Raw genomic sequence first — 14,163 nt, forward strand, 5'->3', positions numbered from 1 at the left:
CACACACACACACACACACACACACACACACACACACACACACACACACACACAGGGCAGACCTATAAACTAGCTTTTTCATACGCGCGCGCGAAGAGCGTCGTATATCCGATATACACGGGGATTCCAAGAGGATTCTCCGTGCCACTTTTCATACCCTTTTGCCAAGTCACGCAAGAGGGAAATAACACAGAATATTCACTCTTAAAATGATAGAAAAATGGAAAAAGAAATGTTCAGGAAACAACCGTATGTACGCCCCGCTATCGAGGTGATTCATATCTTGCTCGACAGAGAGTTCATGCAAACATCATTTCACAGTCAGCACAACCCCGGCCAGCACGGAACCGGTCCGAGCAATGGTAAGCAGGTATGGTTTGATGAAGATGAAGATGAGGAAGAATAAGGAGAGCTTTAAAGCCCCATTATTCTACACAAAGTAATTAATGACAAAAGAGAAACAGACAAATGACAAAAGAATTATTCAAGATGCGCCTACTTTCGCTTGCTGCCCTTTGCGGCTCGGTATTGGCGCTTGTATCCTGCGCCAACGAAGACATAACGCAGAAAGATACGAACACGGATAACGGCACAAACAAGAACTTGACCACGTTCGTAACCGGCGAAGAGCCAACCTCCCGCACCTCGATGGATTACGCCACCGGCGCTTTCTATTGGGAGGCAGGCGACCATATCTACGTGCAGGATGACAGCGGTACATGGAAGAAAAGCAAAAACGCCCCGACGGGCAAGACAGCCTATTTTAAGTTTCTGGTCCCCGGCAAGTTCGAGAATAACACGTCTTATAAGGTTTATTACCCCGGCAAGAACGGCAGCAATAACCAGGTTATCATTCCTGCCGCCCAAACGCAGACAGCCCCCAACACCACAACCCATTTGGGCAAATCGGGCGACTGTGGCACAGCAACGGCCAACAAGGTGACGGGTAAGAATCAGTTCTCCTTTACAATCGACCACCAGGCAGCCATCCTCGTCTTCCAGCCCTACACGAGCAACACCATTTTGAAAGATTGCTATCTGACCAAGGTAGAAGTAACTGCTGATAACGATATCGCCAGCACCTACACTCTTGACCCTACAAGTGGCGAGCTGACAGGCAGCGGCACAGGCAAGCAGATTGTCCTTACCACGCAAGACCCATTATCCGGCAGCGTTAATGAAAATGGTTTCCCACTCAACACCACTGTTGCTAGTGTAGCAACCAATGGCGCCTATATGGTTATCAAGCCTGGCACACATGTTTTGAAGGTTCGTTATTGGATAAAAGATATGGTAACAAATATAGAGGGTACCATCACCAAAAACTTGAGTTCTTTCACTTATGCTAAGAATACCTACTACGACATGACGGCTGACCTCAACGTAAAGAATTACGATGGCGATCATTATTACATGTGGGATGCGAAGAAACAATACTGGGATGGTTGGGAATGGACCAAGAACCTTCCAGGTGGTCAGCCGACCATCAACGACAGCAGCCCCTCACCTAACTTCCCCCAGAACAACAGTGACCCTCGTTGGTATCATGAAGTCAGTGGTGCATTCCAAGCAACAGAGTCATGCGCAAGTCTTCCGAACGCCAACGAGCTGGCATGGTACGCTAAAGAAGGCGATCCGCGTTGGGACGAAGATGAGGTTTGGACTACTATGGGCCACTTATATAAGGGCGGCATGTGGTTTAAGAAGAAATCACAGATCAGCGGATTTAACGCGAATACTGCCCCAGACGGGACCGATTTTCGAATAAGTAGCCCCAGCGAGCAATGGCCTGCTTCCAACACACCACCATCCGCAGCCGATGCAGGTAACTACTTCTACCTGCCAGCATTGGGCTTCTACCGGAATGGTATGCTGCGCTTCGTTGGCCAAAGCGGCTCCTACTGGGGGTCTAGCGCCACTTCATGGTGGTGGTTCTACGCTTACCAATTTAGCATCCAGAAAGGTAGCGTTGAAGTGGGATTCGGCTTCCGAAGTGACGGGTACAGGGTCGACGGCGCGTTCGAGTGAACCTTGTGATTGCCCGTTTACGGTGTCGCCCTCAAAAAGGCGACACCGCAGGTGGCCGGAGAAAGCAGGAAAGAGCCAAGCCCATATCAGGCTTTCACAGCCATGATGAAGGGCATTCAATATATACGGAGATTCTTTTTTTATATAATTATTAACCCGCTTATGAGGGGCAAAAGGGAAGAAAAAGCAACGCTCGGCAAGGCTTGTCGGCAAAGGCGTGAAGAGGAGTGGTCGACGGGTCGTACTTTCGTGGGGCACGGATTATACTTCCGTAGTCCACAAGTCGTACTTTCGTCAACTACAAGTCCTACTTCTGTCAGCAACGGATCGTATATCCGCCAGCTGCAGGTTGCGCCGGGCCGTGCAGGGATTGTCGGAGTATCGCGACTTCGCCCCTTGTTTCTCACTAAGCACAATACTTTAACGTCATGGGATTTTTTAAGAAAATCAAAATGAAAATCAATGGGAAGTGGTATCCCAAGTCGGTTCTGGTGGGCAAGCCCGTCACAACCGAGCAGATTGCAAAGAGGGTGGCTACCGAATCGACCGTTGCACCGGCCGACGTAGCTGCAGTGCTTACAGCTCTCGGGCCGGTGATGGCCGACTATATGTCGCAAGGCCGATCGGTGAAGCTCGATGGTATCGGGTCGTTCTATTTCACTGCCGTGGCTGCCAAGCAGGGTGTGGCAACCGAGAAGGAGGTGACGGTGAACCAAATCACGGGTGTTCGCGTGCGCTTCATTCCTGAGACGCGTTATCGTCGTGAGGGTGGTGGCGGCCGGGTTGCTACCCGTGGCCTCTCGGATGTGGTTATCGACTGGGAGGAGTGGAAAGGTGAGGAGAAGAAGCCTGCCCAGCCAGGGAATCCGTAGAGGATGATGAGATTCTGAACAATCGCTCTGAACAATTAAAAGTCCACTGCAAACCGATGTTTGCAGTGGACTTTTTTGGATTAACAGGTAAACGAGTTATAGAACGCTACCTGTAGGTTCGGTGGGTACGTACTTAGGCGAATCGCCGTATTTATTGGTCTCTGGATGACTGTCGAGAAGGGTGAAGATGAAAACGATAACGTTGAGAGCTATGTCGACAAGAGATAGCACTCCGCAAAGGATTAGAATGCCGGAGTTATTTTTGAATCCATCAACCAATGCACGACTGGCGGCATGCTCATCGTCGGCCGCCAGAGCATTGAAGAATGTGGGCCAGTCGATGAGGCTCAACAGGAGAACAAATACGAGGCATTCGATTATGATTCGCGAGCCTATCCACCATCCGCTACGACCGGTGTCGTGCAGGCGACGAAAAGTGAGCGAACATCCTGCAAGGGCAAGCGGGAAGATGCCGACGAGGCCAATAATAGGAATGAAGCCTATTGCCATCGAAACGAGAAAAAGTGTGAGGACGCCCCACCAATATTCAGAGCGGCGTATGCGGCCGTTGAATTGAATCATTTTCTTGAATACGTTCTTGGCGGATTCTTCGAACTCTACTTGGGGTGTTTCTTTAAATTCTGACATAATTTATTACTTATTAATTGGTTTGTATTATTTCTTATCGAGGAGGTCGGGGCGTAGTTGGCGGGTGCGTTCGATGGCTTGTTCGAGTTCCCATTGTTTGATTCGGGCTTCGTTGCCGCTAAGTAGAACTTCGGGCACTTGCCATCCTTTGTATTCGCGCGGGCGGGTGTAGATGGGCGGGGCTAGGAGGTCGTCCTGGAAGCAGTCGGATAGTGCGCTTTGTTCATCGCTGATTACTCCGGGGAGGATTCGCACAACGGCGTCGGCTATGATGGCTGCGGGTAGTTCGCCCCCGGTTAGAACATAGTCGCCCACGGATATTTCTCGTGTTATGAGATGGTCGCGCACTCGCTGGTCTATGCCTTTGTAGTGCCCGGCAAGGATGATGATGTTTTCTTTGAGCGAGAGTTGGTTGGCGAGGTGCTGAGTGAACTGCTGACCGTCGGGCGATGTGAAGATAATGTCGTCGTAATGCCGCTGGGCTTTGAGTGCGGATATGCATCGGTCGATTGGTTCGACTTGCATAACCATTCCTGCTTGTCCGCCGAATGGATAGTCGTCTACTCGTCGCCATTTATCAGTTGTATAATCGCGCAGGTTGTGCAGTTCAATCTGTGCGATTCCCTTTTTTCGCGCTCTGGCAAGGATACTTTCGTTCACAAATCCTTCGAGCATTTCAGGGAGCACGGTTATAATGTCTATTCTCATGACTTTTATATTTGATTGAAAACGAATAACGCCGATTGCACCAGCTGAACGATGAGAATGTAGAGCGGAAGAATAAAGGCGCATTGCGCAGGGCCAATGGTGAGGGCGTGATAGACGTCGGCATTGGTTTTTAGTTTGCCGCTAATGAGCCCGTATGTAATGGAGCATATACTCACAATAAAGGTTACAATCGGTATTATACTTACCGAGAAACTGCTTGGCCATAGGCTTCCGGTGACGCTCAGAAGAACGGCGTGGGGGATGGCGGTGAGCAGAACAATAGCAGCGAGGAGAACGATGAGTTCAATACCTACGACTCGCAATGCCATACGTTGCCGATAATGCAGGGGAGCAGAGGTGCGTGGTGAGATAGCAGATGTAAGTCCGCTTGTGTTGAATGCACCTAAGGCTATGGTGACAAGGATTATCCAAACCAGGAAGCGTGTTTGCATGTTGTCGACGAATCGCCCGAAGAACCATCTTATGCCTTCGCTGCTTAGCAATGAATGCGTGTTGAGTTCGGGGAAAGCTGCGGCAATAACCCACGATACTAGAATTAGCATCACTTGGACCACTGCCAGTAAGCATGCAATTGTTCCCAGTTTATTCTTCATCGGGGCGTAGATTGTCGATGTCTATTATTCGTAGTTCGAGGGCGCGCACAACAAGACGGGTTGCGTTGATGCCGATTATGGTTCGGCCGTCGTCGCTGAAGAGCTTCTGCACAAGGTCGTTTTGTCGTTTCTCCAGACTCTTTACTCCGAAAGGCATACAGCGGAGGTTAGCAATTTGCTCTTTGGTGTAACCTAAGGCTAGATGGCGGAGAAGCCGCTCGTCGTATTCGTCGATTTCATAATTCACAAGCGCTTCCTGATGCATAAGCTGGTTGTTAACAGAGTGCTTGAATCGGTTTACAATCTTCTCGAGTATAGGCTGATTAAACACCAATCGTTTGCCGCTCATCACACTAGCCACATCGCCTCGAGTGAGTAGTTCGCCGCTCTTTAAGCATATTCCGTCGGCCCCGGCGTCGAGTACGTCGACCCATAGCTTTTCATTCAGAATCTCGCCGGTAAAGATTAGCACCTTTAAGTTAGGATACATATCCTTAGTTTGCCTGCACAGCTCTACTCCTACGGTTGTAGAGCCGCCGAGTCCGAGGTCGAGCAGCACAAGGTCGGGCATTTGGTTTTTGAGTTGCCGCCAGTAGGTTGCTTCGCTCTCGGCAGTTCCTATTATCTCTGCTTCGGGAATGTCGTTCCTGAAGATTCCTTCCGTTCCTTTGAGCTCCAGAGGAACGTCTTCAACGATGATTACTTTAAATTTTTCCATTTACATTTTGATTTTAGTTTGCACTTGCAAGTGTGACGTCTATAATTGTTTGCCCGCCAACGTTGCGAGCTACTATTCCGCACGCCCGTTGATTGGTTGCCTCGCCATTATCGCGAACAATCTGCCGGCAAATTAGGAATGGTAATCTGTCGGAACCCGGTGCGAACAGTTCGAGGCATTGGATGTCGGTAAGGGAGAGCGCGGGCATTGGCACGTGAAAGAGCATGTAGCCCGAGGATTTGCGCTCGACTGTTGGTTGCAGTCTCTGCTCGCCGTTTTGTTTTTGTAGAATCTCGAACAGATAACGCAGTAGGATAGGGTCGCCCAGCACGGTAGGTTTAGATTCTGCGCTACAAACAAAATCTACCAGGATGTCTTTCAGCTCCACAGGTTTGCATACGAATTTAACAGAGTCTACTTGTCGCATCACCTGTTCGGTGAGGATGGAATATATTTCCTTATAATAGGTAACAAGTTCGTTGAGCGATTGGAGTTCTTTGTCGCGCTGGTCGACGAGTTGCTTGATTCGCGACGGATAATACATCGTTTCGTGCTTGAGCGTTGACAAGCAGTTGTCTAGAATGTTATTACTGATGTGCAGTCGTTGGTTCTCAAACTCCATTTTGTGTAGTTCATCATCGGCCAGTTCGATATTTAGTTTACTCGATTCCCTTTGGTTAACCGATTGCTGCAGCGCTTCCTGAATTTGTTTGATTATTGCGCGCAGTTCCTTAGGGAATCGGTCGCTGGCTATGGTTTGAATGCTACGTTGCTTAGTTTCGGCAGTTGCATCACTGAGAAGAATTCTATTGATTCGTTTCACACGTTCGATGCAGAACTGATAGAACAGTCGGTGACGATAGTAGATGAAATAGTAGGCTGGGAAGATGAGCAGAAGCAATATAACGAGTAGACTGATTGCAATGTTTTTATTCGTTTCCGATTTCTGCATCATCCGGCAGTAGTCACCCAGTTTTCCGTCGGCCGAATTTTCTTTGAACAGATGGGTGTAGATGGTGTTGTTGTATTTATAGAGTTCCCACTCGTGCAATGCAAGAGCAGCTACGGCACTTTCGTTTCTGATATCGAGAATTATGTTATAATCGGTTGGAATTCCGTTGTGCAGCCACTCTATTTCGGCTGGGAGCGACGACATGCTTCCTAGACGTTTCATAAGCTGTTTTCCGCCGGGATGAAATTGCAGATAATATCGGTTTAGATATACTCGACTTGAATCGGCGAAAGCAAGCGTACGCCGATATTGTCCGTTGATATTACTGTAATAGGCCGAGTCGGCATAAGCGTCGGCCTTTGCCAGAAAGGCATTGGTCTTGTTTATTAGCGAATGCTCGCGTCCTGTGGCAAAAGAGGCTATGCTAATGAATGCGGCGAAAAGAATAACTATTGAGCGCACGATTCCTTTCGGTAGTCGGAAAAAGAATCGGCTTCCCCTACCCTTCTCGCTCTCGGCTCCGAGCATGCACACGGAAAAAATCTTACTCGCTTTCTTGTAGGAATTAATAATGCCCTGACAGTTCATAAGTCCGAAGCCATGCGATTGCGTTTCGGCGTTGTCGACAATCATTTTACGGTCGAAGACGTGTTCGAGTTCCTTTGCATCGATTCCTAGGCCTGTATCGGTCACTGCTATTTCTACATAATCGTCGGTCGATTCGGAAGATATTTGAACTCTACCGCCTCGGTCGGTGAATTTGCGTGCGTTGTCGGCCAGTGTGTTAATCATGAAGAGCGTTAATACGGGGTCGGCCTTCACATAATCTGTTGTCGGAACAACCTCGAGAGCGATTCCTTTAAGTTGGAAAGCCATACGCCCCTTGCCAACTATGTCGAACAGATTCTGCAAACGAAAACTTTCTATACGCAGCGACAAAGTACCTTGCCGAAGTTGGATCCATTGCGTGAGAACGTTGTTATAGTCAATAATTTTATCGGTTAGCTCTGATATGTAATCATACCTCTCACATCTCAACGTTTTAGATTCGTTGTTTTTCGTGAGTCGCGAAACCTCGTTAAGCATCCGGTCGATAAGAGGCATAACATTATTTGCCAGCGAAACCTTTGTGCGTTGTTCAAGATTACGACGGCGGTTTTCTTCGGCGTGAATGATACTCATTCCGTAGGCTTCTTGAATCTCATCGTATCGTGCAGCGAGTTGCGACATATATTCATCATTCTGTTTTTGCCATAATTCGAGCGGTCCGAGGAGAGTATTGAGCGGTTTGCGTTTATCGTCGCGCCGTTTCAGATAATGAAACAGAAGCAAGAGCGACAGCACGGCTAAAATCATAAGCGCCACGGCAAGAATCATAAGGTTCAGCTGGTCGGCCGAGCGTTCCAGCTGTCCGGCTCGCGACTCATAATATCTATCCTGCCTTGTTTGTTCTTGGAGGTCAAGATAAACATTTCGATTATAATCGCTCCCTGGCTTAAAGTTCATTGCCGCATAAACCTGACTGAGCTGTTCGCGAATCGATGCTACGAGGTCGGGGGCCTGGGTTATGGCCTTATCGTCGTTGAGCGCTTTTTGCAGATATATGAGGGCCGACTGATATTCCTCTATTTCCCAATAGCAAGCCGCAAGCGTACGATATGAGCCAGCCGTTTGATAAACGTCGCCATATTTTTTGAAAATCTCAACCGACCGCTCAGCCAGGTTTCCTGCCAGCAAACTATCTGGCATCTCGTCGGAATTAATGTATTTCATCGCCGGAATATTATCCTCGATTAATCTCGCCCGATATTTTCTGTTGAGCAGATGCTCACTGATTGCCTGTAAAGAGTTGCCCTCCCAAAACACATAGTCGTGATTACGGGAAATAAAATAACAGCGCACCAAATAGTCGAACTCTCGCTGGTTCACCTCCTCTTCGGTACTACCAGAAAACATTCCACCCGCGCCCACATTATATAAATAGTTCACATATTGCGCCGTGTCCGAACGCAGGTCGCCTTCTGGGTCGATGGCTTCCAGTGCGCGTCGCGACTGACGTTCGAGACCTACATAATAATAGTATGACGAGGTGACGATATAGAACTCCGACATGGCATAAATCATTCTCTCCCGTTGATGCTCGCACAGCATCTCGCGTTCCTCATTAATTCGATGCAATCTATGCAGCGCCATTTCGTGATAGTCATAGAACTCCTTGTTTCTCGACATTCTTTGGCACAGCCTCATCATTTGCACATCGGCAATCATGAGTTCCACCTGATTGTCGGTTATTTTACTAATCGAATCAAGCAGTTCGAAAGCGTGCTTGTAGTTCATCTTCGCAATATCTACGAAAGCTATGGTGTTCATAGCCTCGGCTCGTCCGACATCATATTTTCCAGCCGATACCATCCTTGCCCGACGCGCATACACGAGAGTCGAGTCAAGATTGCGATATCTGAAGTTATATGCCCTACGGTTGAGTGAATCGGCCAACTCTTTATTGGGGGATGAACACGCACCAAGCATCGCGCCTACAAGAAGTGCAACTAAAACGAAGAATAATAAACCTGTAACATGTTTCATTTATTTTGTTATGACCGATTTGCGAGAGACAAAATTACTAAGCTTATTCCAATATTTCGGCACTTAAAAAACGGTGTAACCAGTCGCTGCAGATTATTTCGACGCTTAACAAGCAGTGTTGAGTACCGTCGTATTTTATTCCATGGATCTTTACGGGTAATGGAATATTTCGTGTTTTATTAGATGGATTTCTGTGAGTACTAGTATATTTTGCTACATGAATCGCAGCTAATAACATAATATTCTGTATTTTATCAGCTGAAGCTCTGCGAGTAATGGGATATTTCTATTTATTTGCTTGCCCCCCACGAGACTCAAACTGTTTTATTTTACTCTTGTGTTAATGGCGCAACAATTTTCCGATATGATTTCTCTTTCTTGCGAGCAATCTATTACCCCATGTCGATTCGGGCGTTCAGCCTGCATGTAGGGACAGACCCTGTATCTATCCGATATTCACGCCAATTCGGTCTACCAACAGCATAATATTTCTCATGCCTGCTTAACTCGAATATTTATCCTGTCACGGACTAGCGGACAGATACGAGATCTGTCCCCTACATACCGACCTACCAAACCAGGACAGACGAAGAGGAACTCTCTCTTAAACTTAGCTCGCATAAAAAAACTCCCTGCATTTGGTTGCAGGGAGTTTTTTATATTCAAAATATTCGACGGCTGGAGAACTGACTATTTTTCGTCTTCTAAGTTCTGTTTCGGTTCTTTCTTGGCAAGCAAGATAAGCTGGAAAGCAAAATCGGTTGTCCATCTCTGCGAGAATCCGAGTCGTTTGTTCACCTGTCGCATTGTGAGAACCGATTTGACAACTCCGGCGTCCGAAAAATCATTCTTATTGAAAATGTCGGCCACAGTTTTTTCAGTCATCGAATAGAGCATCTTTTTGAGAAATCCGGGGACTCTGAGTTTGAACTTCATCAAATTTCCGATTAACATCATCAGGTTCTGTGCATATCCCTGGAACTGGTAGAGATAAGTTTGTGCATCTTGAATTTTGCGGCAGTTCTTTTTGATACTCATGTCTATTTCGTCGAAGAAATTATCGTCGACTCCATATAGTTCTCTCATCATTTTTCTGACACTTGCTTTTTCGGCAGCTCCAAGTTTGTTGTTTACCGTTGCAACCCGAAACGTTTGTTTGTAGGTTCGCAAATCAGGCAACATAGCCAGATTGGTTATTCCGAGTCGCGTTGCCAATGCAGCTTGGAAATAAACCTGTACCAGGGTCATGTAGCTTTGCATTCCACTTGCATTTTGTTGAGCGTCATTGTTTCGTTTGAGGATTTTGCTAAATAAACTCATAGTCTATGTTCCTAAAGTATTTTTCATTCACTGTTTTGACGCATGCAAAGGTAGTCTAAAAGGCTCTCGGAATGTCCTATTCCAGGGCTTTTTTTAGAGTCAGAGCAGTTTATCTACTTTTAATGATTACCTTTGCGAACAGCAATAATAACTCAGAAATGGAAAATCACAAAAAGCATAGTCACATTTGGGTTTCATTGGAAAAGCTAAACTCACTCGGGCTTGATTATGCCGAGAAAATGAAATTCCATTTAATGAATAAATAGTATATGAAAGGTATTGTTTTAGCCGGCGGTTCAGGCACTCGTCTTTATCCTATCACAAAGGGAATCAGTAAACAGTTGATTCCAATTTTTGATAAACCAATGATTTACTATCCCATATCAGCCCTGATGTTGGCTGGTATAAGGGATATTCTCATCATCTCAACCCCATACGACTTACCGGGCTTCCAACGTTTACTAGGTGACGGGCACGAACTAGGAGTGAAGTTCGAATATGCCGAACAACCATCACCCGACGGCCTAGCACAGGCTTTCATCATAGGTGAGGAATTCATCGGAAACGATAGTGTTTGCCTAGTACTAGGCGACAACATTTTCTATGGCGCAGGCTTCAGCGGATTACTTACCGAAAGCGTTCGCAGCGCCGAAAAGGATGAGAAATCGACAGTTTTCGGATACTACGTGAACGACCCAGAACGATATGGTGTTGCAGAGTTCGACTCGAATGGCAACTGCCTGAGCATCGAAGAAAAACCCCAAAAACCTAAAAGCAATTACGCCGTTGTTGGACTCTATTTCTATCCTAATAGTGTTGTCGAGGTTGCCAAAGCCATCAAACCATCGGCTCGTGGCGAGCTCGAAATAACTTCAGTCAACCAAGTTTTTCTACAACGTGGTGCACTGAAAGTTCAAACTCTACAGCGCGGTTTCGCATGGCTCGACACAGGCACACACAACAGTTTATCAGAGGCCAGCACATTCATTGAATGCATTGAGAAACGACAGGGACTGAAAGTTGCCTGCCTAGAAGAAATAGCCTACAAGAACGGATGGATCAGCAAAGACGAACTGATTAGAAATGCACAACCTATGGCAAAAAACGATTACGGTAAATATCTTCTGTTTCTAGCAGAAAATAAAGACATTTGAAAAATATAGATTTCAAGACTGATGATTGAAGAGAAAAACAATTTGGAACAAGAGAAAGGTCAGGAACAACAGGGGTTGTTTTCATTCGACTTTCAGGCCACTTATCGTACGGTTATATTGAACTGGTATTGGTTCATTCTCTCATTGATTATTTGCATAGGCTCGGCAGCGATATATCTTCGCTACACTACGCCAACCTATCAAGCAATGGCCAAACTGCTAATCAAAGACGACAACGGCGGACGACGTGGCTCACAAAGTCTTCAAAACATGTCGAATATCGGCATAATTTCCAATTCCAACGGAATCGACAACGAAATGGAAATCCTCACATCGCACTCCCTGGCGCAAGAAGCCGTTCGTGACCTAAAACTCTACGTGAGCTACAGTAATCAAGGACGAGTGAAAAGTCAGATTGCCTATCACGACCAAGCGCTCAACGTGGATATCGACCCGGTTAATCTCGAAAAAATCAACAGACCGATAAAACTTATCATAAAGAGAAAAGGAAATATCTATAACGTTTCCGGAACCTATTACGTTCCAACCAACGAAGAAAATGCCACAGGCCCCTATACCCTTAATCGTGACTTCGCGACGTTACCCTCAAGAATTCCAACCAAAGCTGGAAACATAATGATTAGTTCAAATGAAGGACGAACTCTTATGGACGAACAAGTGCTCGATGTCACGATTCTATCGCCCAAACTAGCTGCTAATAAATATGTGAGCGGACTACAGGTTGTGCAAGATTCAAAATCGACAACGATAGCCCGACTCCTGCAAATCGATGAAGTTCCCCAGCGGGCTATTGATTATCTGAAACAACTAGTTGTTGTCTACAATCGGCAGGCCAACGAAGATAAAAATACCATTGCACTCCGAACTGAAAAATTCATCAACTCTCGACTCCAAAAAATTAATGTAGAACTCGGCCAAACTGAAGGACAAATCCAAGATTATAAGCAGCGAAATGGGATGGTTGAACTAAAATCGAAAGCAACTAACGTCGTATCCAATCAAAACGCAGCCGAACAGGAGCTAGTTCAGATTGAAACAAAAATAGCTCTTTTCAATACCGTCGCAGCCGAAATAGAAAATGCAGCCCACAACCTTTCGCAAGTTATTCCAGCAAATGTCGGAACAGAAAATAGTGGTTCTGAAATGCTTGTGAGCAAATACAACGAACTAGTGCTCGAACGTAACCGACTTCTCCGCAGCGCATCCGACAATTCGCCAGTTGTTGAACCAATCACAGCCCAGCTCCTCAATCTAAATGCAGATATTCGACGCTCTGTAACAGCCTCACGTAGGAATTTGGAGATTCAACGCGACGCAATTCTCAGACAATACAATAAATATAACGCTGAAGTTCAGGAAACTCCGCAGCAAGAGCGAATGCTCACACAGATAGGTCGGCAACAGGAAGTAAAATCCGGGCTCTATCTCATGCTACTTCAAAAACGCGAGGAAAACAATATCTCTCTTGCCGCTACTGTGGACAAAGGAAAATTGATAGACGAACCGCAATTCGCCGGCAAAATAACTCCTCGCACAACAATGATTATGCTCATCGGATTAGCTATCGGGCTCGGTATCCCCTCGCTAATCCTCTTCTTTGTCCGCTTCTTCAGATACAAAATTGAAGGGCACGATGACGTTGCTCGCCTAACCAAACTCCCCATTATCGCCGACGTTGCAATTGCTAGTAATGCGGCAAAAGGAAAAGCTGACATTGTTGTGCACGAAAACCAAAACAACCAAATGGAAGAGGTTTTCCGCTCAATGCGTACTAATCTGCAATTCGTTTTACAAGAAAAACAAAAGGTTATTCTTTTCACATCCTCAACATCCGGTGAAGGAAAAACCTTCACAGCTGCGAACCTTGCCGTTAGCTTCGGATTGTTGGGCCGAAAAGCCATACTCGTCGGCCTTGATATACGCCGCCCACGATTAGCTGAACTTTTCAAGCTCAAAGACCGCAAAACCGGAATAACAAACCTCCTAATCAAAGAAACTCCAACCCAGGAAGAACTTCGCAGCCAGATTCTGCCATCGGGGATAAACAAAAATCTCGACCTGCTCATGGCTGGGCCAGTTCCTCCTAACCCGACAGAGCTCATCGCAAGGAAATCACTCGAAATAATATTCGAGCTCCTCCGCAACGAATACGACTATATTCTAATTGACACAGCTCCTGTAGGACTCGTGTCAGACACTTTGCAGATAAGCCGTGTAGCCGACATATCGGTTTACATCTGTCGTGCCGATTATACCCCGAAAGTAACCTTTGAAATGATTAACAGCCTGGCCGACGAAAAGAAACTCCCCAACATGTCTATTGTGCTCAACGGTATCGATATGTCTAAGAAGAAATACGGCTACTACTACGGCTACGGACGCTATGGAAAATACGGTCGTTACGGCAGCAACTACGGTCGCTACGGCAAGAATCGTTACGGAGGCTATGGAAGTTACGGCAGTTATGGTTACGGAAACTACAGCTATAGCAACAGCAAATACGGCAACAAAAAAGACAACTCTATAAAACGATAAAGTAACT

Annotated in this window: 11 protein-coding genes; 5 read left to right on the top strand and 6 right to left on the bottom strand. The window is 46.4% G+C overall.

Translation table 11 applies throughout. The features are described 5' to 3' along the window. The first annotated feature begins 220 nt into the window (after positions 1-220). From HMPREF9140_RS04910 to HMPREF9140_RS04920, 3 genes are all read left to right on the top strand, one after another. Positions 221-406, top strand: coding sequence for a hypothetical protein (locus tag HMPREF9140_RS04910; protein ID WP_018572191.1), 186 nt, complete (start codon positions 221-223; stop codon positions 404-406). Positions 407-468: 62 nt separating this feature from the next. Continuing rightward, positions 469-2,028, top strand: coding sequence for a hypothetical protein (locus tag HMPREF9140_RS04915; RefSeq protein ID WP_006952221.1), 1,560 nt, complete (start codon positions 469-471; stop codon positions 2,026-2,028). A 428-nt stretch (positions 2,029-2,456) separates the two neighbouring features. Next, complete coding sequence (locus HMPREF9140_RS04920; RefSeq protein WP_018572190.1) at positions 2,457-2,900, top strand: HU family DNA-binding protein; 444 nt, start codon at positions 2,457-2,459, stop codon at positions 2,898-2,900. A 96-nt stretch (positions 2,901-2,996) separates the two neighbouring features. Here HMPREF9140_RS04920 and HMPREF9140_RS04925 read toward each other — a convergent pair whose 3' ends face one another. The 6 genes from HMPREF9140_RS04925 to HMPREF9140_RS04950 all read right to left on the bottom strand — a co-directional run bounded on the left by HMPREF9140_RS04925 (position 2,997) and on the right by HMPREF9140_RS04950 (position 10,446). Then, positions 2,997-3,548, bottom strand: a complete 552-nt coding sequence (locus HMPREF9140_RS04925) for a DUF805 domain-containing protein (RefSeq protein WP_006952223.1) — start codon at positions 3,546-3,548, stop codon at positions 2,997-2,999. 27 nt (positions 3,549-3,575) lie between these two features. Beyond that, a complete protein-coding gene (gene trmD / locus HMPREF9140_RS04930) occupies positions 3,576-4,256 on the bottom strand; it encodes a tRNA (guanosine(37)-N1)-methyltransferase TrmD (RefSeq protein ID WP_006952224.1) in 681 nt (226 codons plus the stop codon). A 5-nt stretch (positions 4,257-4,261) separates the two neighbouring features. Continuing rightward, the gene (locus HMPREF9140_RS04935) at positions 4,262-4,870 is read right to left on the bottom strand and encodes an AbgT family transporter (RefSeq protein WP_006952225.1); all 609 of its coding nucleotides are present in this window, start codon (positions 4,868-4,870) and stop codon (positions 4,262-4,264) included. Further along, entirely contained in the window at positions 4,860-5,588 is a 729-nt protein-coding gene (locus tag HMPREF9140_RS04940; protein ID WP_006952226.1) for a DUF5932 domain-containing protein, read from the bottom strand. The genes HMPREF9140_RS04935 and HMPREF9140_RS04940 overlap by 11 nt, the downstream gene beginning before the upstream one ends. Positions 5,589-5,601: 13 nt before the next feature. Next, the gene (locus tag HMPREF9140_RS04945; protein WP_006952227.1) at positions 5,602-9,126 is read right to left on the bottom strand and encodes a sensor histidine kinase; all 3,525 of its coding nucleotides are present in this window, start codon (positions 9,124-9,126) and stop codon (positions 5,602-5,604) included. A gap of 690 nt (positions 9,127-9,816) precedes the next feature. Beyond that, positions 9,817-10,446 carry a hypothetical protein gene (locus tag HMPREF9140_RS04950; protein ID WP_006952228.1) on the bottom strand — a complete coding sequence of 210 codons (630 nt, stop codon included), beginning with the start codon at positions 10,444-10,446 and terminating at the stop codon, positions 9,817-9,819. Between the two features lie 269 nt (positions 10,447-10,715). Between HMPREF9140_RS04950 and rfbA the strand changes: the two genes are divergently transcribed. Both rfbA and HMPREF9140_RS04960 read left to right on the top strand, forming a co-directional pair. Continuing rightward, entirely contained in the window at positions 10,716-11,600 is an 885-nt protein-coding gene (rfbA, locus tag HMPREF9140_RS04955) for a glucose-1-phosphate thymidylyltransferase RfbA (RefSeq protein ID WP_006952230.1), read from the top strand. Positions 11,601-11,621: 21 nt separating this feature from the next. After that, entirely contained in the window at positions 11,622-14,156 is a 2,535-nt protein-coding gene (locus HMPREF9140_RS04960) for a GumC family protein (protein WP_006952232.1), read from the top strand. Positions 14,157-14,163: the final 7 nt, after the last annotated feature.

Source organism: Prevotella micans F0438, assembly GCF_000243035.1.
Classification (GTDB): Bacteria; Bacteroidota; Bacteroidia; order Bacteroidales; family Bacteroidaceae; genus Prevotella; species Prevotella micans.